At 38.7% G+C, this 26,965-nt stretch carries 26 protein-coding genes; 23 read left to right on the top strand and 3 right to left on the bottom strand.

The features are described 5' to 3' along the window. Positions 1 to 19 precede the first annotated feature (19 nt). The 4 genes from CD004_RS20560 (at position 20) to CD004_RS20545 (ending at position 4,642) form a co-directional block, all read left to right on the top strand. Complete coding sequence (locus CD004_RS20560) at positions 20 to 1,150, top strand: DUF1413 domain-containing protein (RefSeq protein ID WP_102264464.1); 1,131 nt, start codon at positions 20 to 22, stop codon at positions 1,148 to 1,150. A 392-nt stretch (positions 1,151 to 1,542) separates the two neighbouring features. Then, complete coding sequence (locus CD004_RS20555; RefSeq protein ID WP_102264463.1) at positions 1,543 to 3,039, top strand: YifB family Mg chelatase-like AAA ATPase; 1,497 nt, start codon at positions 1,543 to 1,545, stop codon at positions 3,037 to 3,039. A 10-nt stretch (positions 3,040 to 3,049) separates the two neighbouring features. After that, positions 3,050 to 3,835 (top strand): REP-associated tyrosine transposase, encoded by a 786-nt coding sequence (locus CD004_RS20550; protein ID WP_102264462.1) that lies wholly within the window; start codon positions 3,050 to 3,052, stop codon positions 3,833 to 3,835. Positions 3,836 to 4,114: 279 nt separating this feature from the next. Next, on the top strand, positions 4,115 to 4,642 hold the full coding sequence (locus tag CD004_RS20545; RefSeq protein ID WP_102264461.1) for a hypothetical protein: 528 nt from the start codon (positions 4,115 to 4,117) through the stop codon (positions 4,640 to 4,642). Positions 4,643 to 4,676: 34 nt separating this feature from the next. Here the strand turns inward: CD004_RS20545 and CD004_RS20540 are convergent, their stop codons facing one another. Then, positions 4,677 to 5,063, bottom strand: a complete 387-nt coding sequence (locus CD004_RS20540) for a helix-turn-helix domain-containing protein (RefSeq protein ID WP_102264460.1) — start codon at positions 5,061 to 5,063, stop codon at positions 4,677 to 4,679. Between the two features lie 171 nt (positions 5,064 to 5,234). Here CD004_RS20540 and CD004_RS20535 point away from each other — a divergent pair, with 171 nt between their 5' ends. The 4 genes from CD004_RS20535 to CD004_RS24695 all read left to right on the top strand — a co-directional run bounded on the left by CD004_RS20535 (position 5,235) and on the right by CD004_RS24695 (position 7,268). Next, positions 5,235 to 6,104: a hypothetical protein gene (locus CD004_RS20535; RefSeq protein WP_102264459.1), complete on the top strand. Its 870-nt coding sequence runs from the start codon at positions 5,235 to 5,237 to the stop codon at positions 6,102 to 6,104. A gap of 159 nt (positions 6,105 to 6,263) precedes the next feature. Then, positions 6,264 to 6,878: a thioredoxin family protein gene (locus tag CD004_RS20530; protein WP_102264458.1), complete on the top strand. Its 615-nt coding sequence runs from the start codon at positions 6,264 to 6,266 to the stop codon at positions 6,876 to 6,878. 169 nt (positions 6,879 to 7,047) lie between these two features. Further along, on the top strand, positions 7,048 to 7,149 hold the full coding sequence (locus CD004_RS24700; protein WP_456152437.1) for a DUF7685 domain-containing protein: 102 nt from the start codon (positions 7,048 to 7,050) through the stop codon (positions 7,147 to 7,149). Between the two features lie 23 nt (positions 7,150 to 7,172). Then, the gene (locus CD004_RS24695) at positions 7,173 to 7,268 is read left to right on the top strand and encodes a DUF7713 domain-containing protein (protein WP_456152440.1); all 96 of its coding nucleotides are present in this window, start codon (positions 7,173 to 7,175) and stop codon (positions 7,266 to 7,268) included. Positions 7,269 to 7,405: 137 nt separating this feature from the next. Here CD004_RS24695 and CD004_RS20525 read toward each other — a convergent pair whose 3' ends face one another. Both CD004_RS20525 and CD004_RS20520 read right to left on the bottom strand, forming a co-directional pair. After that, positions 7,406 to 8,800: a cell wall-binding repeat-containing protein gene (locus tag CD004_RS20525; protein ID WP_102264457.1), complete on the bottom strand. Its 1,395-nt coding sequence runs from the start codon at positions 8,798 to 8,800 to the stop codon at positions 7,406 to 7,408. A 636-nt stretch (positions 8,801 to 9,436) separates the two neighbouring features. After that, entirely contained in the window at positions 9,437 to 10,939 is a 1,503-nt protein-coding gene (locus tag CD004_RS20520) for an outer membrane protein assembly factor BamB family protein (RefSeq protein WP_233434898.1), read from the bottom strand. 836 nt (positions 10,940 to 11,775) lie between these two features. Here CD004_RS20520 and CD004_RS20515 point away from each other — a divergent pair. From CD004_RS20515 to CD004_RS20445, 15 genes are all read left to right on the top strand, one after another. Continuing rightward, on the top strand, positions 11,776 to 12,459 hold the full coding sequence (locus CD004_RS20515) for a GntR family transcriptional regulator (protein WP_102264456.1): 684 nt from the start codon (positions 11,776 to 11,778) through the stop codon (positions 12,457 to 12,459). 25 nt (positions 12,460 to 12,484) lie between these two features. Beyond that, positions 12,485 to 13,288 (top strand): fumarylacetoacetate hydrolase family protein, encoded by an 804-nt coding sequence (locus CD004_RS20510; RefSeq protein WP_102264455.1) that lies wholly within the window; start codon positions 12,485 to 12,487, stop codon positions 13,286 to 13,288. A 27-nt stretch (positions 13,289 to 13,315) separates the two neighbouring features. Further along, the gene (locus CD004_RS20505) at positions 13,316 to 14,359 is read left to right on the top strand and encodes an Ldh family oxidoreductase (protein ID WP_102264454.1); all 1,044 of its coding nucleotides are present in this window, start codon (positions 13,316 to 13,318) and stop codon (positions 14,357 to 14,359) included. Positions 14,360 to 14,391: 32 nt separating this feature from the next. Further along, positions 14,392 to 15,483 carry an amidohydrolase family protein gene (locus CD004_RS20500; protein WP_102264453.1) on the top strand — a complete coding sequence of 364 codons (1,092 nt, stop codon included), beginning with the start codon at positions 14,392 to 14,394 and terminating at the stop codon, positions 15,481 to 15,483. 34 nt (positions 15,484 to 15,517) lie between these two features. Next, on the top strand, positions 15,518 to 15,871 hold the full coding sequence (locus CD004_RS20495) for a Rieske (2Fe-2S) protein (RefSeq protein ID WP_102264452.1): 354 nt from the start codon (positions 15,518 to 15,520) through the stop codon (positions 15,869 to 15,871). 73 nt (positions 15,872 to 15,944) lie between these two features. Continuing rightward, the gene (locus CD004_RS20490) at positions 15,945 to 16,715 is read left to right on the top strand and encodes an SDR family NAD(P)-dependent oxidoreductase (protein WP_102264451.1); all 771 of its coding nucleotides are present in this window, start codon (positions 15,945 to 15,947) and stop codon (positions 16,713 to 16,715) included. 100 nt (positions 16,716 to 16,815) lie between these two features. Then, complete coding sequence (locus tag CD004_RS20485; RefSeq protein WP_102264450.1) at positions 16,816 to 17,769, top strand: phosphoglycerate dehydrogenase; 954 nt, start codon at positions 16,816 to 16,818, stop codon at positions 17,767 to 17,769. Positions 17,770 to 17,789: 20 nt separating this feature from the next. Next, positions 17,790 to 18,938, top strand: a complete 1,149-nt coding sequence (locus CD004_RS20480) for a M20 family metallopeptidase (protein WP_102264449.1) — start codon at positions 17,790 to 17,792, stop codon at positions 18,936 to 18,938. Positions 18,939 to 18,943: 5 nt separating this feature from the next. Continuing rightward, on the top strand, positions 18,944 to 19,372 hold the full coding sequence (locus tag CD004_RS20475) for a tripartite tricarboxylate transporter TctB family protein (RefSeq protein WP_102264448.1): 429 nt from the start codon (positions 18,944 to 18,946) through the stop codon (positions 19,370 to 19,372). Between the two features lie 20 nt (positions 19,373 to 19,392). After that, positions 19,393 to 20,901, top strand: a complete 1,509-nt coding sequence (locus CD004_RS20470; protein WP_102264447.1) for a tripartite tricarboxylate transporter permease — start codon at positions 19,393 to 19,395, stop codon at positions 20,899 to 20,901. A 46-nt stretch (positions 20,902 to 20,947) separates the two neighbouring features. Next, positions 20,948 to 21,943 (top strand): Bug family tripartite tricarboxylate transporter substrate binding protein, encoded by a 996-nt coding sequence (locus tag CD004_RS20465; RefSeq protein ID WP_102264446.1) that lies wholly within the window; start codon positions 20,948 to 20,950, stop codon positions 21,941 to 21,943. Positions 21,944 to 22,032: 89 nt separating this feature from the next. Continuing rightward, positions 22,033 to 22,770: an oxygen-insensitive NADPH nitroreductase gene (nfsA, locus tag CD004_RS20460; protein ID WP_102264445.1), complete on the top strand. Its 738-nt coding sequence runs from the start codon at positions 22,033 to 22,035 to the stop codon at positions 22,768 to 22,770. Positions 22,771 to 22,843: 73 nt separating this feature from the next. Next, positions 22,844 to 24,259: a hypothetical protein gene (locus CD004_RS20455; RefSeq protein ID WP_102264444.1), complete on the top strand. Its 1,416-nt coding sequence runs from the start codon at positions 22,844 to 22,846 to the stop codon at positions 24,257 to 24,259. A 432-nt stretch (positions 24,260 to 24,691) separates the two neighbouring features. Further along, positions 24,692 to 25,261 carry a hypothetical protein gene (locus CD004_RS20450; protein WP_102264443.1) on the top strand — a complete coding sequence of 190 codons (570 nt, stop codon included), beginning with the start codon at positions 24,692 to 24,694 and terminating at the stop codon, positions 25,259 to 25,261. Positions 25,262 to 25,812: 551 nt separating this feature from the next. After that, positions 25,813 to 26,922 carry a M20 family metallopeptidase gene (locus tag CD004_RS20445; RefSeq protein WP_324782258.1) on the top strand — a complete coding sequence of 370 codons (1,110 nt, stop codon included), beginning with the start codon at positions 25,813 to 25,815 and terminating at the stop codon, positions 26,920 to 26,922. Positions 26,923 to 26,965 lie beyond the last annotated feature (43 nt).

Below are 26,965 nucleotides of genomic sequence, written 5' to 3'. Positions count from 1 at the left end.
ATCAGAAGGGGATGTATTGATGTCAGTAGTAATTCCTATTACATTAACAGATTCTGAATATAAAACAATTGTAAAAGAGTCATCCGAAAAGGGATTAACTCCAGCACAGTACTTAAAACACAAAGCTGTCAGTCATACAGAATTTGAAATACGTTATGAATACTTACGAAAAACAGTATTGAAAATTCCCTCTGGTCATGTTTTTACTGTAATGTCTATTTTTTCTGATTGGAATTCTATTGAAAGAGGAATAAAACTATCCCTTGGTAGAAACTTTTATCATTTAATTAAAAGAGGGGGATTACCAGAAATAAAAGCATATGGTAAGAATAGTTCTAATATTCAACTCTATATAAAAAGGGAAAATAAAATGATGGATTATCTAGGCGAAAAATACTCAGATAATCCTATAGTTAATTATTTGCAGTATTTTAAGCAAGGTATTCATGAATCAGAAATATCACTTAATGAGAGATGGCGAAAAGAAAATGATTTAGATGTAATTTGGCTTGATGGTGATTTAAATGCAGATACTATTTTTTCTGTGTGGATGCCTTTGAAGATGAGTTTGCAATCTTCGAAAACATACCCTTATAAAATGAAAGGGAATAAATACTATCCGTATAAAGACGATGCGTACCAAGGAAAACAAGGAATAATCCATTTCCTTAGTGACATTATTAGCAACATAGATAAATATTTACCACGTAATGAGTGGGAAGAACTTTACCAATTCGCTGAATTAGCTTCAACTATATCTAATGTAATACGGTTGCCTGACAAAGGAAGAGGAATGCAGAAACGAGGAATTATTGAAATAGTTGATGGTAAACAAATAATTGTAGATTCATTTTATGATCAAATACCAAGAACGCTTTATGAGTGCTTTGAAGGTGGTGAATTTCGTAATAAATATAAGAATAGAGAATATTTCAAGAATGACAAGGAACTTAAAGATTGGATTTTAGACCAAGATTTGGATATTCTCTTCAGTAATGGTGTAATTTCAAGGGAAACGATAAAACCGTTAATTCCAAGACTTACGGCATCAGAATCAGAGTGGCTCAGTGATAAAAAAGATATTCTAGAAATGCTGAAACAATTTAACAAAATTCTAATTTTTAGACAAGAGAAATTGGATTCAAAATAATTAATGAATTTGTCAGGCATCTCATATGAGGTGCTATTTTTTAAGCGACAAAGGGACGGTTCTAGCGTCTCGTTCGGGTGGAAATAGTTTGGTTATGGTTTGTTTGTTGATGCTGATTTTTTATAGTCAATTCGTTATATTTTAGGGTCGTGGATTATATTGAGTGCTTATTTCTATTGTTTGGTTTATGATAGATTTAATGATTGATATCCTCTTTGTCATTCTCTTCTTGTGAGTTATTGTTCTGCTTTTCATCAATCCTTTTTCTATGAGTCTTTCTCCATAAATAAACATTTCTTCCGGTTCTCTTTATTGATTTCTGCGAGTTCTCTCCTTTTATTTTGCTTTATCCCTATAAATTATCTTATATATGAACGTCTGGAGGTATGTCTATGTCTGTAAAGGTTGCAAGCATCGGTTTGAAAGGGCTTGAGGGTTATCGTGTTTATGTTGAGGTTCAGGTGAAGGAAGGGTTCGAGTCGATAGTGATTGTTGGGCTGCCTGATGCTTCGGTGAAGGAGTCGAAGGAGAGGGTGACAGCGGCACTGCACACTCTCGGTTTTCCCCTGGTGGAGAAGAAGGTAATCATCAACCTGTCGCCGGCTGAGCAGAAGAAGAATGGACCTTTGTTTGATCTTGCGATTGCTATTGGCATCCTTAAGAGTAGTGGTTTTATACGAGATCCAATTCCGGTGGATGCTGGTTTTATCGGTGCTTTGTCATTAGATGGGACGGTCCATCCTGTGGAGGGGATGATTGCAGCTATTTTGGCGGCCAGGAAGCTGAGATTGAAGATGCTGGTCCTGCCTTTTGATCCGTGGATTCCGAGAATTGAAATCGATGACCTGGAACTTGTCTATGTTGAAACTTTGCTGGATGTGATGAATCTTTTAGCCGGACAGCAGTTGCTGCCCTTGCTGCCGGAAGTAGAAATGATTGAGGAATCCATGGTGACCACGAGAGATTTCAATCAGATCATTGGGCACGATTTTGCCAAGCGTGGTTTTGAGATTGCGGCTAGCGGGGGACATTATGTGCTCATGGATGGGCCGCCAGGCTGCGGAAAGAGTCTTTTGGCTGAGACATTCCCGACGATTCTGCCTTCTCTTTCGAAAGAGTCACAGCTTGAAAAGATAAGCCTCTATCAGCTGGCTGGTGCTCCCTACTCCTCACTGACTCTTCCTCCATACCGCCACCCCCATCATTCTGCATCTGCCGTCTCGATAATCGGAAGCGGCACCAATCCCAAACCAGGAGAAGTTTCCCTTGCCCACCGCGGCGTCCTGTTCCTTGATGAATTGGGCGAGTTTTCGAAAAAGACACTTGATATGCTTCGCCAGCCTTTAGAGAATGAGAAAGTGACCATCAGCCGCATTCACTCCACGGTAACTTATCCCGCCAAATTCATTTTTATTGCCGCCATGAACCCCTGTCCCTGTGGATACCTGGGTTCTGACACCCACTATTGCACTTGTTCGGAAAAACAGATAAAGGCTTATAAGAACAGGGTTTCAGGTCCTGTATTAGATAGAATTGATATCCTTCTTGCTTTAAAACCAGTCAATCTAAAGGGGCATGATTTCAGCAAAAATGAATCCTCCGAAGATGTCAAAAGAAGAGTCATGGTAGCTAGGGAAAGACAATATGACCGTTACGGGAAGGAAATCTGCAATAGCAGTGTCCCTTTCGAGCAGTTGATTGGAAATCGACCGTTAACGGAGTCACAGCAAAGACGGCTGCAGGACTTATCCATGAATCATGGCCTCAGCAACAGGGTCCAAATCAAACTCATTCGCCTGGCTCGGACGATTTCCGACATGAGAGGCGACCAATTTATTTCTGATGCTGCGATTGAGGAAGCACTGATATTGCGCAGGATTGGAAAGTGAGGTGGCACGGATGCCTCGGGAGGCGAGAAGGAAAAGTAAAAGCGGTGTTTACCATGTGATGCTGCGGGGAGCGAACCGGCAGGAGATTTTCCATGATGACGAAGACCGGATGAAGTTCCTTGATATTTTGAAAAAGTACAAAAGGATAGCTAAGTTCACTATGTATGCCTGGTGCCTGATGGGCAACCATGTACATTTGCTATTAAGGGAAGGGGATGAGGAACTGGCTACAACAATGAAGCGAATCGGGGTGAGTTACGCAACCTTTTACAATTGGAAATACGCCACGACAGGACATCTATTCCAGGACCGTTTCAAAAGTGAAAATGTCGAAACCGAGGAATACTTTCTCACCGTTGTTCGGTATATCCACCAGAATCCCGTCAAGGCAGGTATCTGTCCACGGGTGGAAGACTGGCAATGGAGCAGCTGTGCCGGGTATTATGGGGAGAAGTATTTTCCAGGAGGGTTGTTGGATCGAAATATAGTGTTGAATATGTTTGGAGAAAACCGTACATTCGCTGTAGAACGTTTCAAAGATTTCAATGAGCGATCCAATCATGATGAATGCCTTGAAGATACCTATCGTAGACGGAAATTGACAGATGAACAGGCACGGCAAGAAATCAAACAACTACTTGGCGTGATTGGCATTGCCCAGGTGAAAAGCCTACCCGGATGGCAGAGGGATCACTATCTCATGCAAGTCAAAACTATTGAAGGCATCACCCTCCGACAGGCAGCCAGGATTTTGGGCGTATCCAAGGATCTAGTGCATAGAGCAGGTGGAGTATAGGGAAGGTTCTAGTTTTAACTGGAAAGTAAAAACTAACTTAACATTTGGACCACAAGAACAGTTCTATGTCTTTCATTCCTCTTTGAGACAATGGAACCGTCCCTGCGTCTCTTCGTAATCAGCTGTGCGCTCCCTGCAGACCCTGCTCTCATTCAAACTGCCAAACTCGCTCTTATTAATATTGAGTCAAAGCCAACTAGGAAAGAAAAATTTAGAAGTCTAGATAAAATTCGACAAAAATATTAAAATAGTCCTAAGAACAATCTTGGGGGCTATGTCGTGGGAACTATAAGCTTTGAAGAAAATATGAAGTCACTTATGATGAAATACTCAACTATTTTTGGCTTGAACAGTACGGGTTTGTATGAAGTTTATTTGAGTACATTTTTAAATCGTCCTCTAAAAGAGATTATCCCGAAATCCTATCTTAAACTATGTGCTCATATAACAGATAATAGAAATGAAATTTCACAAATACATGATTTAGATTTATTCTTTGATGAGGAAAAATTTGCTGGGTGGCTGGATGGCAATACCAGCGACCCAAATAGTTTTGACCTTATTTTGTATGTGCCGGAAGAGTACTGGCCGGATTTCAGATATGATCGGGAAGAAATCATGGATTACCTATTTTTAAAAGGATATATTGAGATGGATGGTCCAACATCGATAAATGCTATTGAGATGCCCTTGGAATTCGAAGTTTTTGATTTGCCTTTAAAGGATATTCACCAGTTTATAGTGGCAGAAGAATTTTATTTTCTTGCTGAAGAACTGGCAAGAACCTTAAAGGATAAAACAGTATAAATAAAAAAAGGAAAACAAATTTGTTTTCCTTTTTTTAGCTTAAAAGTACTTTAATTATATCGATTATCTTTCTTTTTTCCTTACTGTTTAGTTCTTTGTCTTCAAAGGTTACTTGTTTTGACCCCTGCAATATTTCTTTAAGGTTCACCTTATTGGAAGTCTCCTCATGCTCTATCATAAACCCGCCTAAGGATAGCAATTCTGCATATGGATAATCATATCCTTCTGATAATCTCTTTAAAATTTCCGGGGTAGCCTGAATGGGTCTTTGGTTTCTTGGATCAATACCCTTTTCCAGTAAATTTAAATAATTATGGGAAATCCCCACCAAATCTGAAGCCTTGCGCAGGGATAATTTAAGTTTGTTCGTTCTGATATCATAAAGGACCTCCCCCAATGTTCTCGATCCTGCCTCATTCATTCCCTTCACTTCCTATAAAAAAATTCATAACGTTAGTATAATGTAATCTTTCTGCTTTGTAAAACTGTGATTACAGAAATATGTACTTTCCTTTTTAAAAATAAGATTGACAATATGTATTCAATATATTACAGTAATCAATATATTACATGAAATGACAAGGAGAATATCATGAAAAGAAAATCATTGTATTTGATGTACTTCCTTCTGGCTTCTGTGTTGCTCATAACTGCCTGCTCCAGTGGTGAGCAACAAAGCTCTGAAGCCAAAGCAGCCGATGTGTCTGATAGTAAAGAACCTGGAGGAAATCAAAGTAAAGAAAATAAAAAACCTCAAAACGAAAAACTGACAAATGAGGATATAGAGAAAGCCTTCGAACACTATTTCAATGCGAATAAAGAAGGAAATTGGGAATGGGTGTATACCTCATCTTCAGAGAAGCTGCGGAATTTGTTAGGGCAAACCAAAGAAGAATTCATTAAACAACAGGAAGAAATAATTTTTATAAATAATATAACTTTTAATGATTATCTAATTAAGAATGTAGAGAATGTTGACAGCTCAATTAAAAAAGTTGTTTTAATCGTCAAAGGCGATAATAATAATGGGCCATTTACAAACGAATCTACTATTTATTATGTAAATGAAAATAATAAATGGAAATTTGACACGATTGGCATTCTGGAAGTAAAGCCCTATGATTTTTATGTAGAGAATGAGGGTTATTATAAATTCGAAAATATGAAACAAGTAAAAACCGTGAAAGGCATGGCTTTCATGGCTGACATCACGAACCTTAGTGCTGATCGATTCCAGGTTGGCTGGAGCATGAACGGAAGTGCGACTTTTAAATCAGCAGATTCGGAAAAGGAAGTTCCGCTTGCTTTCAGGATTGAACCTGGCCAGGTATCGAAAAATTATATCATCCAATCTGATTTGGAAGATGGGGATCTCCAATCAATCACCTTCCATGATGTATTCTTTGGTTTGGGAAGTCCAACAGAATTTTCAATTGATCTGACAGGGGAGAATGTGGAATAGAGGAAGGCGGGGTAAATGCTTTCTCGGCTAAAAAGGAAGTTGGGGCTTCGCATGTCCTTCGGAAGCAGCAGAACATGTTAAGCCACTTTCCCGACAGGCACCCAGGAGACTCTGCGGAGACCCTTTAAAAGAAAGATAATAATTAGGAAGGGAAAAAAGATGAAAAAAAGCCTTTTATTACTCATACCAATTATATTTATAGGCTTAAGCCTGGTATTGTTTAGGAATGAAGAGCAAAATGAGTTGAATAAGAAGGAAGACCAATCAGTTAAAGCTGAAGTGATACCGGTTCATAAGGAACCTGTTGCAGAAGCGGTGACGGAGGCTGAAGAAGTGGCAGAGAATATTGAAGAAGAGCAGAAAAAGATCGATGTTCAAAAACAGGAAAGCCCGCAGGCTATATCTATTGAACAAAGGCACCAGGAGATTTTGAAACAAGGAAATATCTATAAAATAAGGAATATGGAAGACCTTAATATGTTAGCAGCGAATACAAGGTATTTAACCATGACTTTCTTTGATAATTCCTGTTTCGCAAATACCCAGCCATCTTACAATATGATTCAGAATCAGCCAGAAATGAAAAAACGTGTTCCAGACATGATATTTGTTAACATTCCAATAGAACAATTTCCAGACTTAGCGAAAAAATTCCAAGTGAACACAACCCCATATACCATCCTGATAGATCAAGGACAGCCTGTCGCAGGTTCCCCAGGATATTATGATTCAGAAGGGTTAGAAAAATTCATGCGTGAATTCCTCCCACTGTAGAAGCATGGGGACGTACCTTTTGCTTCTTACGTGTTACGAATCTTTTGAGAATAAGAGGGATTCCTGGGTCTCTTTGAATGTCGAATTAGATTGCTGACAGTCAGGTTGTCCGAGTATTGTTAGTTTATATGTCCTGTATTTTGAAATGTTCTAAGTGTGAGAGAGGCAAATGAATAAATGTGATCGTTGTCTGGTTAGAAAGGCTTCAATTATATTAATTGATGAGGGGAAGGAGCGACTTTGTGACAGCTGTTTTAACAATAGTTTCTAAAGAAATAGGAGTTATGCTAGAGACTGTGCCTGAAGAGACAATTAGGCGAGCTAATTAAAAGATTTGAAGGATTTCAATTCCAGATGAAATTTTTTGATCTGACAGATGATGTGGAGTAGGACCAGCGTTAGAGCAAAACAACAATAACTGCTCAGCAAGCGACATTTTAGTCTCTACATTGGTTTATGCATATGTATGGGAAATAATTAGCGTAACACATAAAATCCCAATAGGGTTCACCCTATTGGGATAAATTCTAATTTAAAATAAAATCCGGGTGGTTATTGATCGTACCCGTATAAACAGTCGTACCATTTCGGTTCGTTTTCTGTAGGTATACTATATCCCAATAAAGGTTTTGCATATCCATTATAGCATTATCTATATGAGTTAATCTACCATCAGTTTTTATTTCCCTTTTTCTGCTTGCACTTATTCGGGCATCCGTTCCTACTCCAAAATCCCCTTTTTCTAAGGTCCCTTCAAGAGTAATAAAAACTTCATGCCTTATTACTTTATCATCTAATTCATAATAGCTCTTTGCTACTCCATTTCCTTTGACTCCTATAGTCTTGATTCCTCTACCTTCTAGAGTAGGTTTATCTTTGGCAAACTTCGGGTCAAAAACCATTGTCAAATTTCCAAGGTCTTTATGAAAATAAGTTAGTTCCGTTCTGGCATTAAACGGAATGTCTAACACAGTATAACGGCCTACCGCCTTATTTGGTAAAGCTGCCTCTCCTCCAAACACATATAAACTATCCATCTTTTTCATATAGTTAAGTACAGTGTTATTACTATTAACAGGATGAGTTAATATGATAGGCATAGATTGTCTTAATGCTAGTCCACTTCCACTAAGTGCATCTGGAAAATTGATACCACTTGCTATTCCTGTTTTTTTGGCACCAGGGAAGTAGGTATTTGCTATTGCTAAAGATGTGTCATAACGACTGCTGCCCGCTACCCTCTCCACGACAATATCTCTATTTTCTATATACTTTTGTGCTTGATTTGGTACCGCAGCTTCACCACCAATAATGGTTACTTTTGAAGTAGAATGTGCTTCTATGTAGTCTTTTATTTCTTGATTCAAATCATTTGAATCTGTATTTAATAGAATGGGAATAAACTGTAAAGCTGCATATGGCACGATTGATAGCGCATCTGCGAAGTTATTACCACTCACTATGATGATTTCAGATGGATTTGTGTTTACACGATCTGCGATTTTTATCGAAGTATCAACTCGATTAACACCACCGATACGTTCTACAATAAAATGTTTCTTTAGTGCATTTTCTACATTTTTTGAAACAGCCATCTCTCCACCAAGGATCAGGACTTTTCCGTTACTCTTCAACACCCGTTCAGCTTCGGTAATGACCTTACTTACTTTACTATCATCTACTAAAATAACATTTCCGTTTAAAGTACTGCTTAATACTCCTCCCGCCAAAGAATCGGGAAAGTTATTACCGCTTGTAACAATTACATAATCCAGTCTATTAGCTGGAATACGCTTTGAAAATTCCAAGCTCGTTTCATAACGATTGTCCCCAGCAATACGATCCAATTCCTGAGCAGATGCATCTGTTGGGAATATGGACAATGCTAATAATGCTAAAAATAAGAAAAATATCCTGTTCAACTTTGTTCCCCCTCAAATTCTATGTAAATACTTTAATAAACAGTAGGTAAGCAGTTTGTTACTTTCCACACGTCTTTAAAAATGTTGCTAGTAAAAGTGTTGAAAAATATCATTTGTCAGATTCCTTATAGGCCTGATGAAAAAAGGATGGTATTACGCCCAGCCTTAAATCAAGGAATAAACGCGGAAATCCTTCCTAAAATATGAAATTCTCTCCTCCTTTACTTATAGTGAAAAACCCTCCGCAGTACTTAATACCTATGTTAAACATAAATTCGCCATTTTTCTACAAAATTTCCATAATTATTATATTTAATATAAGTTATCATATTTTATGGAATAGAAGAGGAGTGTCTATGTATACTAGCTAGTTAATTTAATTTACTACTCCAGCTGTCGCCAAGCTTTTTACCAAAAAAGAACTCCTTCATTACTTTTGTAATGCGGAGGAGTTTTGTGTTTGATTAAAGGCCAAAGTTTACAATGATTATTTTTAGATTAAATTACTTTTAGCGCTTCTGAAAGATCAATCTCCTATAATGCTCAGTTTAAGCTAAAAGCAGTTAAGAATTACAAAAGTTGAAAAACACCAAGTTGTTCAGTGTTAACAGAACAACTTGGTGTTTTTTCTTCTAGTTATTTTCTAAGTTTTTTAATAGCAAAGATGGTTACTCCCAAGAAGATTATGAGAGCTATGATTGGAACTATATATACTAAAAAGATAAATAAATATATACTTTCCGTTGTCTTGTCGTTGACATTAGGATGTTCAGGACTACTATCATTTTCACCAATGATATCATTAGTAGGTAAAACATAGACATTTGAATTTTGGCTCCCCACAATTAAGTGGTCATTCATAAGGACAGGTCCAGAGGGAGACAGCTTTCCGCCTAAATATTTCTTTCCTAATAACTCACCATTTTCCACATTAAAAGCATAAACCAGACCTTTGGTATCTGTAAAATATACTACACCTTTATCTGCTACTGGTGGTACCTTGTTTACATTACTTTTATAGGCCCATAGCTTTTTTCCCTTTTTAGCATCATAGGAATAAAAAGTCTCGTTAATTGGGCTCCCAACGAATATTTTTCCCTCATATACAATAGGTGCACCAGATTTGTTATTGGAAACCATAGGACCAATACCAAGACTTTCTTTCCAAATAACTTCTCCAGATTTAATATCCATAGCATACATTACATGATTCGGTAGTGACAAAGGAGGTTTGTTAATTAAGTCTCCTATTGCAAGTTTAATCATTTGTTTATAGGCTTGGATTATTCCTTTTCTCTCATATACTTCTCTTACACTTAATATTTTATCAGTTCGTTCTAAAGCTGTTGTTATCACTAAATTTTCAAAAATCACCGGAGGTACGTCATCTAAGCCAGCATATACATTATTAAATTCAGTCTCCCATAATATTTGCTTAGTAGTTAAATCAATCCCAAAGAAACTGTATGGATAGGGAAGACCACCGCCAACATATAATATTCCATCCTTTATGTTGGGTGAAGACATGCTAACTACATGACCTATTTTTAATTTCCATTTTTCCGTACCGCTTTTGGGGTCAACAGCATATAAATGCTTATCCCCTGTAGTTATATAAACAGTACCATCATAATACGCAGGAGTTGGCATAACTTCGCCTTTAGTTTTAAAAGTCCATAAAATCTCTCCTGATTGAGGATCCAGACTCATCAGCCCACTTTTTCCTGTACCCCTCGTGCCATCTTTTTGATAGAAACGATTTCCGAAACCAACAAATAATTGATTGTTTACATATATAATTTCAGAATGAATCCAATTGGGTGCTTTTGTTTGCCAATTCATTTTTTTATTAATTAAATTATAAGAGTATATGTCTCCAGAATTATGATTTCCTATGAAAACATTATTTCCGATAACAACTGGAGTTGAACGAATTTCATCACCGGTATTAATAATATCTTTTAATATAGAATCGAACTCACTGTGGTAAACTGGATTGTTCTCAGGATTCAATCTGTATTGGCTCCATTCTGAAGGACCGAAATCATCAGCAAATACAGGTAAAACACTTACCATGGTACTAAATACCATAAGGCATAATAATAGAAAAAGCTTATGTATTCCAGAAAAATTCCTCATTATTTCCCTCCTGACAGATTATTATCTACATATCCTAAAGTTTTAATAAGTGATCAGAACCCGTAATAATCAGTTTTCTATTATAACAAATAAGTTAGGAATGACTGCATGGTGAAGCGTGGGGACGTACCTTTTGCTTCTTTCGTCTTACGAGATTTCTAATAAAATGGACGATTCCTGGGTCTTTGTGGATGTCATAGTTTTGCTGACGGTTAGGTTGTCCTAGTATTGATGGTTTTATAACTATACGAAACCAACCATGAAATTGCTGAGGCAAGCAGATTCTTGGTAAAGAGTTAAAGCTTTTTAATTTAAGGCCTTCAACTAAGATTGATGATGAAGGGCGAAGTATGTCTATACTCATAACAATCCATTGTTTAATACCGTAGAAGAAATAACTTTCACAATGGAAGAGTTTGATAGATCAAAGCTACAGCCACTAATTTGACTGTTGATTTTTTTGCCAAACATTATTCTCTTTTTATAATTAAAAGTTCCTCTGTTTAATGAGATACAGGAATAAGACATGAGACCCTATGTCCCAAAGGTGACAATCGGAAGTTTTTCACGAAAGAAGGCATGATGAGCGGTGTTTACTAGCTCATCATGCCTTTTAATTTTTAGTTCTTACTCCAATATATTTTTATTTATGCATAACTTTAGAATTTCCACCATTTTACCGGCCCTATACTATATTATGCAATTGGCCCACTGCCATGTTTCTTTTATATTTTCAATAATATTCTAAATATTCACGGTTGACTGAATATATATTAATATGTATCATATATCATATATCATATATGATTTGAATTTTAAGGAGCGGCGAGTCTCGTATGTACAGAACAAAAAAAGAAATGATTTATCAAACGCTTAAAGAAGAAATACTTAATGGTCAATACGAATTTGGTGAAAAGCTTGTTATCAGCCGTCTAGCTATTAGATTCGAAAGTAGTGAAATTCCAGTTAGGGAAGCGATTAGTCAATTGGATTCTGATAAGTTGATCGAGTTTAAACCTCATGTTGGTGCGGTTGTCAGCACGTTATCGTCTAAGGATATTCAGGAGATTTTTGAATTGCGGGTAGAATTGGAAGGGCTTGCAACCCGCTTGGCAGTAGAAGGTTTGAAGGAAGACCACTTAGTGGAGTTGAGGGAGATTTTAGACGATTCAGTTGTGGCATTCGGAGAGAAGAACTACAGCGAATATGAATCCTTGAATGTTAAGTTCCACAATAAGATTTACTCTGCTTGCAATAACCAGCTATTGATCCGAACGATTGACGACCTTTGGGCAAACACGAAACGCTACCCATCGTTATTCAAAGGGAATGACGAACACATTCAGGCGTCAGTTGAAGAGCATGAGTTGATTTACAATGCATTGTTGGAGAAAGATAGTATTCTTGCCGAAAGCTATATGATTAAGCATAAGACAAGGGCTGGAAGAGAAATCCTCAGACGCAATCAAAGAGATTACTATGACAAGATCAATAGTCTTATCCCAAACCACAGTAGATGATTTACTTCTTAAGGAGGAAGGTTTAATGAAGTATTTACGTTTTGTTAAAAATGGTCAGAATTTATTTGGAGTTTTAGAGGGAGAAAGTATTAGACAACTAGATTCAGACTTTCTGAATGAATCAGCAAAGTTTACAGGTGAGGTATTCCAGCTCTCGGACGTGAAACTGCTTCCACCAGTTAATCCAGGTCAAGTTATTGCCATTGGCCTGAATTATGCACTCCATGCGGAAGAAAGCGGAAAAGCAATTCCTGATGAACCAATGATATTTATGGTTTCTCCAACGGCTATCGTACCGGATGGAGAAGAAATTGTTCTGCCTAATCTTGACCACCGAATTGACTATGAGGCCGAACTGGCTGTTGTAATCGGCAAACAGGCAAAGGGTGTTAAAAAAGAAGAAGCTCTGGATTATGTGTTCGGTTATACTGCCTGCAATGATGTTTCTGACCGCAATCTTCAGAAAAAGGATGGACAATTTACGAGAGCTAAGTCATTTGCCACATTTAAACCACTAGGTCCCGTTATTGAAACAGAATTAAATCCAAATAATGTTGAAATTAAATTAACGGTAAATGGAGAAGTAAGACAGCATTCCAATACTGATGACTTAATCCACGATATAGAATCGCTAATTGTGAAAGTTTCTGAAGTTATGACATTGAATCCAGGTGACATTATCATAACTGGTACACCATCTGGAGTTGGACCGCTTAAGCCTGAGGATGAAGTAGTACTTGAGATTGAAGGAATTGGAAAATTAAGAAATAAAGTTGTAGATGGATCAAAACAAGCCGGCCTTCAGGCAGAGGAGCCTCATACAGCATAAAGAAATCTTTTAACAAAGGGGATCAAAATGAATATCAGTCCAGATAAAATCAGGCATTTTTCCAATCAATTATTGATGAAAGTGGATGTACCTCAAGAAGAGGCAGAAATCATTACTGAAGTTTTACTAGAAGCAGATTTAAGAGAGATACATAGCCATGGTTTTTTAAGGCTCCCCATCTATATAGAGCGAATCCAAAAAGGGATGATTACTAATAAGGTTGATATAAACGTAGAGCAGGAAAACCCTGTACTGGCTCTTCTGGACGGCAATTATGGAGCTGGGCAGGTTGTTGCATACAAAGCCATGGAAAAGTCGATTGAGAAGGCAGAAGAATCGGGGATTGGATTAGTAGCTGTAAAAAATAGCAACCATTTTGGAATTACGGCTTATTATTCTTTAATGGCGGCTAAGAAAGACAAAATTGGGATTGTCATCAGTAATGTTTCACCGCTAATGCCTGCGATTGGGGGAGCAGAAAAGGTTATCGGAAACAACCCGATTTCCATTGCAGCACCATCTACTGAGGGAGATCCTATCGTTTTGGATATGGCGTTAAGTAATACGGCCTTTGGTAAAGTGTTATTTGCAAAAGAAAAGAATCAGTCAATCCCTGAAGACTGGGGTGTAGATGCCAAGGGCTTACCTACTACTGATCCGGATGATGTCATAAATGGTGGTTTCCTTTCACCTGTTGGCGGGCCAAAAGGCTTTGGTTTAGCACTTATGGCAGAGATTTTAACTGGAGTTCTTTCCGGCGGGCATTTTTCGAAAATGATTCCTTCAATGTACGATTTGAATCAGAAACAATCTATTTCGCATTTCATGCTGACAATAGATATCAAACAGCTGGTGCCTTTAGAGATTTACTATAGCGGGATAAAACAACTCGTTTCTTACATTAAAAACTCGAAAAAAGCAGCTGGGACGGACCAAATATACCTGCCCGGTGAAATAGAGTTTTTGAAGGAGAAGAAAAATTTGGAGGCTGGAGTTCCAATGGAGGAGCAAACCTTCCATAACTTAAATGAACTAGCTAAGAATCTCGGAGTTGAAGGGCTTAACGTATAGAGTCTAAGAAAACTTTTGCAAGGAGGAAGAGAATGACAATGAATGATACAGTATTGTCTCAGCAAAACACAAAAAAAGAGACTAAGTTTAAAGTCATTGATACAGACGTCCATCATGATATAGTATCTGTACAGGATTTGGTTCCCTATTTATCAGATCATTGGAAGCGTTATATCACAGAATACAATTGGAAGCCGATTAAAACTACTCCTTTCCACCAAGTGCGCAGCGGTACGAAATATAGAGGAGATTCATTCGGTGAAAATAAAAAACCGCCAGGATCCGATTTTGACCTATTAAAAAAGCAACTGTTGGATGACCACGAAATTACCTATGCTGTTCTTGGAGGATGGTTTCATGAAGCGACGGTTGCCACAGGCTGGTTTGAGTTTGCAGCAGCGAGAGCATCTGCTTACAATGACTATACGATTGAACAATGGCTGAACAAGGATAAACGATTACTGGGTTCAATAACAATTCCGGCTGATCCGACAGCAGCTGTCCGTGAAATTGAGCGAGTCGGCTCGCATCCGCAAATGGTACAGGTCATGTTGTCCATCGGGAACTTTGCCTGGGGAGATCCTTACTATCATCCAATCTTTGAAGCTGCTAATCGCCATGGGCTGGCAATTGGTATGCATTTGTCAGCAGATATTAATTTCCAGGGCGGAGATTTTCTCAGGTACTATGTTGCCTGGCGTGCCGCACATCCTCAAGCCTATATGACACAAGTCATCAGCCTTATTACAAATGGAGTTTTTGATAAATATCCAGATTTGAAGGTTGCCCTTATTGAGGGAGGGTTTGAATGGGTTCCATTCATGATGAATAGGATGGATGCAGCTTATAAGGGACTCAGACAGGAAACACCTTGGGTCAAGCGGATGCCAAGCGATTATTTCCGGGATAACATGAGATTCAGTACCCAGCCATGGCATGATATTTCTGCCAAGCATTTCCTAGATATCATTGACATGATGGGGACGGATAAAATGCTGATGTTCTCAACTGATTATCCGCATTGGGATTTCGATGCCCCAAAACGCACATTGCCTCCTAAAATTTCTGATGACTTGAAAAATAAAATCCTTTATGAAAATGCTAGGGAGTTATATAAGCTGTAGTTTTGACGATTCATTTTAAAAGGAGGGAGCCTCTTTGAAATATACCGTTTGTAAAGCAGAGGAATTAAAGACAGGACAAATGAAAGCCTTTACAGTTGATAGGAAATCCATTGTTGTCATTCGGTCACAAAATGGAGAAGTATACGCACTGCGAAATGTTTGCCCGCATAAAGGACCTGCCCTTTCAGATGGCTCGCTTGACGGAACTTGTTTGGCATCAGAACCTGGTGAGTACAACTTGGAAAAAGTAGGAGAAGTGTTAAAGTGTCCTTGGCACAATTGGGAATTTGACATTAAAACTGGGTGCTCACTGTTTGATCCGGAAAATGTTCGTGTTAAAACCTTTGATGTTCTCGAGGAAGAGGGAACCGTTTTTGTCCAGGTTTAATAAATACCATCTATCAATATTAAAGAGTCAGAAGGTGCAATGGTCTCTATAACAGGCTGGAAGAGGTGATTACATGGGGAAACTAGACGGCAAAGTAGCCCTAGTAACTGGTTCTGCTGGTGGACTAGGATTGCAGATTGCTATTCATCTAGCGGAAGAAGGGGCGAAAATCATCCTGAACGACGTGAATGAAACGCTAGTGAAGGAATCAGCATCAAAATTGGAAGAGGAATACGAAGTTGGTTACGTTGTTGGCGATGTCTCCAATAAGGCTGACGTCACCGGGATGTTTGCTCAAATTATTGATGCATTCGGCAAAATTGATGTTTTGGTAAATAATGCAGGAGGAAGCCTGCACACCCCTCGTGTTCTTGAGGAAATCGAAGAAGAGCACTGGGATAAGGTGCTCGGTGTGAATTTAAAGGGTACTTTCCTGACCTCACAGGCTTTTGTCAAGTACACGAAAGAACGCGGCGGTGGGAAAATCATCAATATGTCGTCCATTGGTGGAAGAACAGCCAGTTTAATTACAGGTGTAGCTTATGCAGCAGCCAAAGGAGGAGTCATCAACTTTTCAAGGAGGCTGGCAAAAGAAGTAGGGGAGTTTGGAATCAATGTCAACGTCATAGCCCCTGGATTAATCATAAGTGGAGAACGAATGCATCACTTATTTTATGAAGAAAATTCAGAGGAACAAAGGAAACAAACTTTATCGGAAATCCCGTTAAAATATCTGGGTGAAAAGGAAGATATCGCTAACGCCGCTGTTTTTCTTGCTTCTGATGACTCACGCTATATGACTGGTGCTGTACTTGACGTCAATGGTGGTAGGTTCATGGGATAACAGTGGGAGCGCGAAAGTCTAATCAGTTATCACTATTTCGAACGTGCTTATAATTTTTCCGCTAGACTTTTGCCTAAAGCCGACCAGGGAGGTAGTAATATTGTTTAAAGTCGTATCTTCATCCCCTACATTTGGATTGTATTCAAAGGATCCGATTGACCTGCTCCAATCAAAGGGATGCCAGGTTCAGATTCTGCCAAAAGATATTACTTCAAATGAAGAGGAATTCGCAAATGCTCTTTCAGATGCTGATGCCTTAGTTGTAGGAGTAGAAAATATTACCCAAGAAGTCTTAAAATATGCGACAAAATTAAAGGTCATTGCTAAACATGGGGCAGGAGTGGACAATATTGATCTTAATGAGGCAGCAAAGAGAGGAATTCTTGTGGCTAATGCCCCTGGTGCTAACAAGCATGCTGTAGCGGATATGGTATTTGGTTTATTCCTTTCAATTGCCCGGCAGATTCCTTTTTCTGCTCAAGAAGTAAAAGAGAAAAAGTGGCCTCGTGTTGTAGGCAATGAAATATTTCAAAAGACTCTTGGTGTTATTGGCACTGGAAGGATCGGAAAGGAAGTCATCCATCGTGCGCAGGGTTTTAATATGAAGGTGCTCTGTTATGATGTCTACCAGGATAATCAGCTTGAAAAGCAAGGCGTTGGGAAATATGTGACTATTCATGAATTGCTGAAGCAGTCTGACTTTATAACTATTCATACAGATTTAAACCAAGGGACAAAGGCAATGATTGGGGAGAAAGAACTTTCTTACATGAAGAGAAACGCTTTCCTGGTTAATACCGCACGCGGGGGAATCATAGATGAGAATGCCTTGTATCAAGCTCTCAAGACAGGATTAATAAAAGGTGCGGCAATGGATGTATTTGAAACAGAACCATTGCTGGATTCACCACTGGTAGAGCTGCCGAATTTCATCGCAACTCCTCATATGGCTGGATATACTGAAGAGGCATTAAGAGAAGTTGGAATGTTGACTGCCAAAAATGTAATAGACGTGCTGGAAGGCAAGCAGGCTGCTTATCTTGTTACCTCATAAAATATATAGAGGAGAATTGGATGTTAGATCTTTTAAAACGTCTAAAAGAAAAACAAAAAGAATCCTTAAGCTTGTTGCAAGAGTTTGTCGAGATAGAGTCATTCTCCCATAACAAAATTGGTATTGATGAATTAGGCGCTCATCTTATAAAGATATTCTCGAAATATCCAATCACAGCACAAAGCTTGAAAGAAGAGCATTATGGAAATCATCTGCGAATTCAGCTTGGTACCGGCGAAAAGCAAATCTTATTGCTAAGTCATCTAGATACCGTATATCCCAAAGGAACCATCAAGAAAATGCCATTTCAAATAGAAGGCAATAAGGTTAAAGGTCCGGGAGTCATTGATATTAAGGCAAGCTATGTCATGGTTTATCATCTTTTTGAACTCATGCAAGATATAAATCTAAAAGATTACCAAATCGTTTGGCTATTAACATCAGATGAAGAGATTGGCAGCCCTGCTGGCAGGGATGTAGTGAAAAAGGAAGCAGAAAAAAGCAGAGTAGTCCTGGTACTTGAGCCAGCAACCGATGCCGGAGCTGTAAAAACATCAAGAAAAGGCGGAGGGAAATATACGATTGAAGTCCAGGGAATCTCTGCGCACGCAGGGCTTAATCCGCAGGATGGAGCTAATGCAATAGAAGAACTGGCCTTTCAAATCACCAATATTGTCACCCTAGCGGACCATTCAAAGGGAACAACCATTAATACTGGTGAAATAAAGGGCGGTAACTTATTCAATGTAGTACCTGAATTTGCTAGAGCTGAAATTGATGTACGGGTCTCAGAATCAAGTGAAGTCCGAAGGATCCAGCAGGCCTTTGGCCAACTAAAATCCCGAAATTCACGTACTAAACTCAATGTTTCGGGTTCTGTTTATCGGCCTCCTCTTATAAAAACGGAAATTACTGATCAACTTCTTCAAATAGTACAAAGGAAAGCGGAAATTCTTGGCTTTTCTATTGATGAAGCAATGGTCGGCGGTGGGAGTGATGGAAACTATGCGGCTGAGACAGGAGTTCCCGTCCTTGATGGTCTAGGAGCTTATGGTGGAGGTGCACATTCTCCTGAAGAGTTTTTGTGGATTGACTCGCTGGCAGAAAGAACAGCACTTCTATACTGTTTGATTGTTGAACTGCTAAAAATGGATTCGACGTGGAGGTGACTTTGATGAAAACAGAAGGAATTGTCAATATAATCTTTCTAATTGTAAGCTTTTTCATGCTCTATATGGTGAATCAATTACCGGAGCCAAATGCTACACAAGAGTTGGGACCTGGATTCTATCCAAAGCTGATTTTATATACGATCATATTCTTTAATGTTCTGCAGCTTTTACTTTTGTTTTTTTCAAAATCGAAGGCCTCGAGTGACAACTCCGATTTTCAGCTAGGCCGATTTATAGCAATGATTGCCATCATGATCTTTTACGTTTTGAGTCTCTATTATATTGACTATAAAATTGGAACATTTTTATTGATTTTCTCTCTGATGCTATTGCTTGGAGTAAAGAGCTATAAGCTGCTGTTCTCAGTTTCAGCCGTATCTGTCGGTACGATTTTTCTGCTCTTTGAGATACTTCTCAATGTTCATATCTAACAAGAAAGGAGGTAGGTTGAATGGAACAAGTGCTGGCACAAGTATTCGAAGTGCAAACTTTGGTTCTAGTGTTTGCTGGTGTTTTCCTGGGAGTTGTATTTAGTGCGATTCCAGGTCTAACGGCAACCATGGGGATAGCCTTATTGATTCCTTATACGTTCAGTTTGCCTCAGGTCCCTGCTATAAGCATGCTGCTTGGTATTTATATTGGGGGAATGTATGGAGGATCCATTACGGCTATCCTGATTCGAACACCGGGAACGCCTTCAGCTGCAGCTACCCTTTTAGACGGGTATCCGATGGCGGCTAAGGGACAAGCTGGGAAGGCGCTAAATTATGCAACTATGGGTTCATTTGTTGGCGGCATCATAAGCTGCATCGTTCTAATACTGATCGCGCCACAACTCGCAGCTTTTGGATTGAAGTTTGGTCCTGCTGAGTTTTTCGCCCTGGCAGTCTTTGGCTTAAGTATTGTCGGTACAATATCAGGTAAAAACGTTGTGAAGGGCTTGATGGTAGCTGCTGTAGGCCTTATGATCGCAACGGTCGGAATGGATCCGATTGGTGGTGTAGCCCGGTTTACTTTCGGTAGTGTGAACTTGACTAGCGGAGTTTCCTTCATTCCTGCTTTAATTGGTCTTTTCGCTGTATCACAGGTTATCAGGGAGATTGAGGAAAAAGCTACCGAAGGGATTAAGAAAAAAATTAAATATCAGCGTGAGCGTATTTCGCTAAGAGAAACGTTCTCATATTGGAAAGAATTCCTTCGTGCATCTGCTATCGGCACTTTTATAGGAATCATCCCTGGTACCGGGACATCCATTGCAACATTTTTAAGTTATAACGAATCTAAGCGTTTTGCTAAGCCTGAAAGACGCAAGGAATATGGAACAGGGATTCCTGAAGGAGTTATTGCTACGGAAACCTCAAACAATGCGGTAACCGGTGGAGCTCTTATCCCGCTTCTAACACTTGGTATTCCTGGTGATGTGGTAACAGCTGTTATCCTAGGGGGACTATTGATTCAAGGTGTAACCCCTGGTCCATTATTGTTCCAAAATAATGGTCCGCTGGTTTATAGCTTGTTCATTACATTAATTATTGCGAATATATTCATGCTGTTAATCGGACTATTTGCTGTCAGGTTTGTAGGGAAAATAGTCGATGTTCCAAAGAATATATTACTGCCTATTGTTGTAACTCTATGTTTCATTGGCAGCTACTCTCTATCCAATAACCTATTCGATGTCTGGGTAGCACTAGTCTTTGGGATAATTGGTTACTTACTTGAGAAATTCAATTATCCACTTCCGCCGCTCATTCTTGGGATTATTCTGGGACCTATCATTGAGTCAAATCTACGAAGGACAATTATCGAATCAAGTGGAGATCTTACCGTTTTGTTTACAAGGCCAATATCTGCAGTATTTTTAGGAATCGCAATAGTGAGCTTTATTTATCCTCTGATCAAGGACTTTTGGAGAAGAACCAAAGGTAAAGACAGTTTGGAAGAAGATATTCCTGCTTAGGATTTAATGATTCACCAATAAGATAACATTTAAGGGGGAGAAATTAATGAAATTAGTATTTAAGAAATTAGCTGTTGTCGGTTTTGCAGCCATGCTCGCTGCAGGATGTTCAAAGAGCGATGCAACTAATAATGGGGAGGCTGCTGCAAGTTTTCCTGAGCGTGATATCGAAATCATCGTTCCCTATGCACCAGGAGGTACGACAGATACTGCATCCAGGGCCCTTTCATCAGTCATTTCTGAATATCTTCCGAACGACTATAATGTAACAGTTGTCAATAAAGAAGGTGGAGCTGGCGTTATTGGTACTACAGAAGTCTTTAATGCCAAACCGGATGGCTATAAGATCGGCATGACAACAGTAGGACCAATGACAATTAAACCGCATACAGATAATACAGCCTATTCACCAGAAACAGTAAAACCAATCATGCAAGTAGTTGCAACCCCTAACGTCTTAGTCGTAAAGAAAGATGCACCATGGAAAACCTATGAAGAGTGGTTTGAATATGTGAAAGCTAATCCTGGCAAGTTTACTTATTCAACAACTGGTGCGGGTTTAACTCAGCATATTACGATGGAAGCTTTTTCTGCAAAGACTGGCGCTAAGTTAAAGCACGTTCCTTATGAAGGAGGCGCACCTGCACTAGCAGCATTGCTAGGTGGACACGTACAGGGTGCTGTTATTCAGACTGTAGAAGCAATGCCCCAAATTGAATCAGGAGAAATTCGTGCTCTAGTGAATACAGGGTCGTTTAAATCGTCTGGATTAGAAGATGTTCCTTTATTAACGGAAAAAGGGGTCGATGTCTCTTCTGATGTTTGGACAGGGCTTATTGCACCGCCAGATACCCCAGAAGATGTCATAAATGTGCTGCATGACTCTTTTAAGAAAGCATTAGAAGATCAAAAAGTTATCGATACATTTGCTAAGCTTGGAGTTCAGCCAAGCTATGCTGGTCCTGAAGAGTTCTCTAAGATTATGAAGAAAGACTATGATCTTAATAAAGAGGTCTTAAAGGCTGCGGGAATCATCAAGTAATCAAAGGATCAATTGAAGGAGAAAGAGCTGCTGTAGCTTTTTCTCCTTCTCATGTATGTAGGGTTAACATAGAGTAGGGAGGCGGCGTTATGAATTTTTTAATGGATGTTATGGGAAGTCATCGATCCGTTCGAAATTTTAGAGATAAAGATATATCTTCTGATCTTATGAATCAGATTTTTGAAGTCAGCCAATGGGCATCAACTTCTAATCACTTACAAGCTTATTCAGTCATTGTTATGAGAGAAAAGGATAAGAAGAAGTCTCTATCAGAATTGAGTGGCCATCAAGCCCATATTGCTGAATGTCCTGTCTTTTTAGTGTTCTGTGCTGATTTAAACCGTATTAAACTAAGCCATGAATTGGAAAAGAAGTCAATGAACTTCAATTTTGTCGAGCCTCTTTTGGTTGCCACTGTGGATACTGCATTGTTTGGGCAAAACGTCCTCCTTGCTGCAGAGTCGCTCGGACTGGGTGGTGTATTCATAGGTGGTATACGTAATAATCCTCATGAAGTGTGCGATCTATTAAACTTACCTGAACATGTTTTCCCGTTATTTGGGATGTGTCTTGGATACCCTGAAAAAGTCAATGAACAAAAGCCTAGAATGCCATTAAGTGCTGTGGTTCATACAGAACAATATGACAATGAAAAATTAGCTGGATTAATTCAGGAATACAATGATACGATGAAACATTATTATGAAAATAGAACATCAGCAAAGCGTAGTCAGACTTGGACTGATTATGTTTCTGAGTTATACAAGGAGCCTAGAAGAGTTCATATGGCTGAGTTTTTAAAAGATAAGAAATTCGGCTTTAATTAAAAATTAATGATAATAACAACTCACATAGATGGGAACCAACTTAATAATATGGTGCGTATGGAAAGGAGTTACCGTGAAAGGACAATCGTCTGTTTCTGCCCAACACCAAGCCCGTATTTCAATAAAGAGTGGAGATAAGGTACAAGGCATTCTCATTGGTTTTCTCGCCATCGGTTTTATCCTTCTTCAATTGCTCCCGGTTACAGAGGTAAAGTGGTTCGTAAGCTTTATCGCACTTGCCGTTATAATATTGGTAATGCCGAGGATAAGGGGAACCACGCTTGTGATTAGTGTGTTTCTAATGTTTGCAGCTGTTTCACTAATGGTTTATCATCATGTTCCGGCGCACGAGTGGATTAAATCCCTGCGGATAAATATAACTCTTGTGGCTATATTTCTAGTAGTGCCTTTGCTTGGAATACCTGTAAAAACAGGCGGATATGTTGAAGCGTTAAAAATCGTTTTATATAAAAAAATGAATGAACCATACTTTTTTTATCTTGGGACAACTTTTTTGACCCATCTTCTTGGTGTAGTTTTAAATATAGGATCAGTTTCAATCGTTAACCAATTAACGGCTGCTTCTAATATTAAAGCGCCCCGCCTTGTAGCAAATGCGATAAATCGAGGATTTGTGACGAGCATTTTTTGGTCTCCTTACTTCTCTGCCATGGCTCTAATCTTAAGTCAGTTGCCTATCAAATGGTCGTCGATTGTATTTTATTCAATTGGGCTTTCAATAATAGGGGTTTTGGTTAGTTTGGTAATCGACCGGAAACAAATTAAGACTAGCTTTCCGGATGAACAAGGAGAAAGGGGACTAAACCATGACAGAGAGACCCTGCTTCAAGCGAAGAAGAAAGTATTTGAGCTTTTTACATATTTAATTGTTATCACAGCTGCTGTGTTATTTCTTGAATTTATGACTGGATACTCTATCGTCTTAATGATCTGCTTAGTCTCTTTGGCTTTTCCGCTACTTTGGTGTGTTTTGTCAGGAAAGGGAACCCTATATTTTAAAGAATTCAAGCAGCATGTTTATATTGGAATCCCTCGAATGAGAAAAGAAATCGTACTATTTTTAATAGCAGGCTTCTTTAGCGGCGCTTTTATCCACGCTGACTTAAGTACCTCACTAATCGGTTTCATTCAAAATGTGTTCGGGCCCTTTCATTTAGGAAAAGCATATTTTCTTTCAATCATCGTTTTTCTTACTGCGTTGATTGGAATCCACCCCATTGTAGTTGTAACCATTTTTGTAACCAGTTTAACACCTGGACTAATTGGATTCAGCCCGGAATATTTTGCGGTCCTGCTTTTAGCAAGCTGGGGAATCACAAATCCAGTAGCTCCTGCTACAGCAGTAAATAATCTATTAGCCAATTTATTAAAAGTAGATCTCATTGTACTCTCAATACGCTGGAACATAAAATATGTAACCATTATGCTTTTGATAATACCAATATATTTAGAATTTGTAGGATTATAGTAAGAAATAGCATCGGGACATCCCCAAGTGGAAGTAAGGGGGTGTGAACCTATGCTTCTTCTTGTATTTGATTTTATTCTGTTTTTATTAACTGCACCTCGGTCCAAGCTGCTGGATGTAACCTGATCTGATTGTGAAAATCGAACAAATACATCCACTTTTGTCCGAACTTAATTATAAAAGACTTATAAATATTACGTATTGTCTGTGATTTGAACTTTAATTTGTTGCGTTTTTCGAGACATAAGAATCGTCCCATGGCCCATATAATAAAACGTGCTTAGGGTAGCTCTAGCATTATGTGTGGAGGTGCAAGACGTTCAGAGTCATATCGCCTAGCGTAAAAGAAAAATTATTGATATATGAAATAGATTAAAGAGTTTATAATTGATAATAGTTTTCTAAACCAATATATAAGAAAAGGTAACTATAATGGGTAAAAGATTAGTAGGAGTAGCAGTGGGAGTAGCTTTGGTTACAGCAAGTTCGACTTGGGTTATTGCTGGTAATGACGGAAAAGGATTGCCCGATATGGTAATGGAACAGCAAATAGCAATAAATAATTTGCAGGCGGAGTTAGAAGAAGCAAACGAGAAAATTGCTAGTTTAGAAGGTCAGACTGGTCAAAACCAAGATTTAAGTTCATTTGATGAAAGAGTGAATCTAATTGAAGATTACTTGGAGGAATACCATGGTGTAATGCCTGAGTACTATATTAGCGATCAAAAAGCTCTTGAAATTAAGCAGGGTGTTACAAGTGAAATTAATCGAGTTATCGAGTCTGATGAAGCTTTTCAAGGACTAACATTGGAATCAGTCAACCTCGATCGAAATAAGTATGGCAACTATACAGTTCGTATCGAACTAACCGGTGATATTGAAGTGGATAATAATATTGGATGGTATCTAAATATAGAGGAGTATATTTATCTCGAGGATTTAAATAATAAGCGATTGTTTTATTCTATAAATTTAAATGGAAACCAAATTTATGAAGGATAATTCTTTATTATACAAGAGACACGGTTCTCATGTGTTTTTTTGAAGCCTAAGTAAAAGCGAAAGCGTAGGAAATAGGTTCGTACGCTTTTTCTAATTTGAGCAACTATGCTTACATAGGACGAGGTTGAGGGGTTTAGAACCAGAGATTAATAACGAACATTCAAGATAGTATGGGAGCAAGCGAATACCTTAACTCCTTGTAATAAATATCTTAGTTTAACAACACTGACCAAGTGTTACATTTTTCCTTGATAAGAGGTCAAAAAATCCATCAGTAGATCAGGAAAGTTATATCAGAAAGCTTGAATTGGAGAAAGCCGTTAATAACGAACATAGAAAATACGGCGCATCCAAATTTTTATTTTAACGACGATCCCCCTGCCGATAGATTGGAATCTCTTTCATGACAGGGAACAACTAATAATGTGAATGATATAATAGTAAAATAGTTATATTTTGGGGCTGCATAAATATTATGCAGCCCTTATCAAATAATAAAAGAAAGCAGCGTGATAATAATGGATTCCATAAGGCAGTTTATGGAGGACCATTTGCAAGAGATTTTAGATGATATCAAGTTTCTGGTCGAATGTGATTCTCCATCATTAAATAAAAAACTCGTAGACCAGTGTGGAGAAAAGATTCAGAAGCTTTTATATCGCTACTTTGGTAAACGGGCAGAAGTGATTGAAGAAGAGAAATACGGAAATCATCTGAAATTTGAATTTGGGGAAGGAGACGAAACAATCTTAATCCTTTCCCATTTTGATACAGTATGGGAGCCTGGAGATTTAGAGTTTAATATCCAAGGTGATTGTGCATACGGGCCTGGCATCCTGGATATGAAGGGTGGCCTAGTACAAGCGATTTGGGCAATAAAAGCCATTAAGGAATTGAGTATCCCATTCTCAAAGAAAGTTGTGTACCTTTTTACTAGTGATGAAGAGGTGAGCAGTCCGACATCACGCTATGTCATTGAAGAGATTGCGAAGAATTGCCATTATGCATTAGTTACGGAACCACCAGTTGTTCAGACGGGTGCCTTAAAAACGGCAAGAAAGGGTTCAGCGCGTTATTACATTGATGTGACAGGCAAGGCTGCCCACGCTGGCAACAATCATCACGAGGGAGCCAGTGCCATTCAAGAGGCTGCCAAGGCCATCGATTTTTTAGAGTCCTTAACAGATTACGAAGTTGGAACCACCGTCAATGTTGGATTTGTTAAAGGTGGAGGCAAGCTAAATGTCGTGGCTGACCATGCAGAGATTGGCATCGATGTCCGCGCGTTAACCAGTGAAGAACAGGAAAGGATTGATGAAATAATTCATGGGCTGACACCTTTCACAGAGGGAACAAGTATCGACGTTAGAGGCGGTGTTTCTCGGCCACCTATGGAACGAAATGAAGATACGGAAATTCTATTCCAGACCGCTAAAGAAGCAGCAAAAGAAGAAGGCATCAAGTTAAAAGAAGCTTCGGTCGGAGGAGGAAGTGACGGAAACCTAACAGCCAATATGGGAATCCCAACCTTAGATGGTCTTGGTACCATTGGAGATGGGATCCATGCAAGAAATGAACACATAATCATCAGCCTAATCCCTGAACGGGCAGCATTTTTCTCTAATTTGCTGATTAGTATTGGGACAAAAGAGGGGGCGTAGAGTTCTCTTGTTCCCTTAGGTATTCGAAATAGATTGTGGATCC

This window comes from Mesobacillus jeotgali (assembly GCF_002874535.1).
Lineage (GTDB): Bacteria > Bacillota > Bacilli > Bacillales > Cytobacillaceae > Mesobacillus > Mesobacillus jeotgali.
The sequence above is the reverse complement of the archived record's forward strand: the minus strand, read 5'-3'. Positions and strand labels throughout refer to the sequence as shown.

Bases quoted from the DNA above. Each gene is read 5' to 3' on its own strand.
- CD004_RS20500 (WP_102264453.1), top strand. From the start codon at position 14,392: ATGACAATGAATGATACAGTATTGTCTCAGCAAAACACAAAAAAAGAG.
- CD004_RS20560 (WP_102264464.1), top strand. From the start codon at position 20: ATGTCAGTAGTAATTCCTATTACATTAACAGATTCTGAATATAAAACA.
- CD004_RS20535 (WP_102264459.1), top strand. From the start codon at position 5,235: ATGAAAAGAAAATCATTGTATTTGATGTACTTCCTTCTGGCTTCTGTG.
- CD004_RS20480 (WP_102264449.1), top strand. From the start codon at position 17,790: ATGTTAGATCTTTTAAAACGTCTAAAAGAAAAACAAAAAGAATCCTTA.
- CD004_RS20540 (WP_102264460.1), bottom strand. From the start codon at position 5,063: ATGAATGAGGCAGGATCGAGAACATTGGGGGAGGTCCTTTATGATATC.
- CD004_RS20550 (WP_102264462.1), top strand. From the start codon at position 3,050: ATGCCTCGGGAGGCGAGAAGGAAAAGTAAAAGCGGTGTTTACCATGTG.
- CD004_RS20530 (WP_102264458.1), top strand. From the start codon at position 6,264: ATGAAAAAAAGCCTTTTATTACTCATACCAATTATATTTATAGGCTTA.
- CD004_RS20450 (WP_102264443.1), top strand. From the start codon at position 24,692: ATGGGTAAAAGATTAGTAGGAGTAGCAGTGGGAGTAGCTTTGGTTACA.
- CD004_RS20465 (WP_102264446.1), top strand. From the start codon at position 20,948: ATGAAATTAGTATTTAAGAAATTAGCTGTTGTCGGTTTTGCAGCCATG.
- CD004_RS20555 (WP_102264463.1), top strand. From the start codon at position 1,543: ATGTCTGTAAAGGTTGCAAGCATCGGTTTGAAAGGGCTTGAGGGTTAT.
- CD004_RS20490 (WP_102264451.1), top strand. From the start codon at position 15,945: ATGGGGAAACTAGACGGCAAAGTAGCCCTAGTAACTGGTTCTGCTGGT.
- CD004_RS20470 (WP_102264447.1), top strand. From the start codon at position 19,393: ATGGAACAAGTGCTGGCACAAGTATTCGAAGTGCAAACTTTGGTTCTA.
- CD004_RS20510 (WP_102264455.1), top strand. From the start codon at position 12,485: ATGAAGTATTTACGTTTTGTTAAAAATGGTCAGAATTTATTTGGAGTT.
- CD004_RS24700 (WP_456152437.1), top strand. From the start codon at position 7,048: ATGAATAAATGTGATCGTTGTCTGGTTAGAAAGGCTTCAATTATATTA.
- CD004_RS20520 (WP_233434898.1), bottom strand. From the start codon at position 10,939: ATGAGGAATTTTTCTGGAATACATAAGCTTTTTCTATTATTATGCCTT.
- CD004_RS20505 (WP_102264454.1), top strand. From the start codon at position 13,316: ATGAATATCAGTCCAGATAAAATCAGGCATTTTTCCAATCAATTATTG.
- CD004_RS20515 (WP_102264456.1), top strand. From the start codon at position 11,776: ATGTACAGAACAAAAAAAGAAATGATTTATCAAACGCTTAAAGAAGAA.
- CD004_RS20475 (WP_102264448.1), top strand. From the start codon at position 18,944: ATGAAAACAGAAGGAATTGTCAATATAATCTTTCTAATTGTAAGCTTT.
- nfsA (WP_102264445.1), top strand. From the start codon at position 22,033: ATGAATTTTTTAATGGATGTTATGGGAAGTCATCGATCCGTTCGAAAT.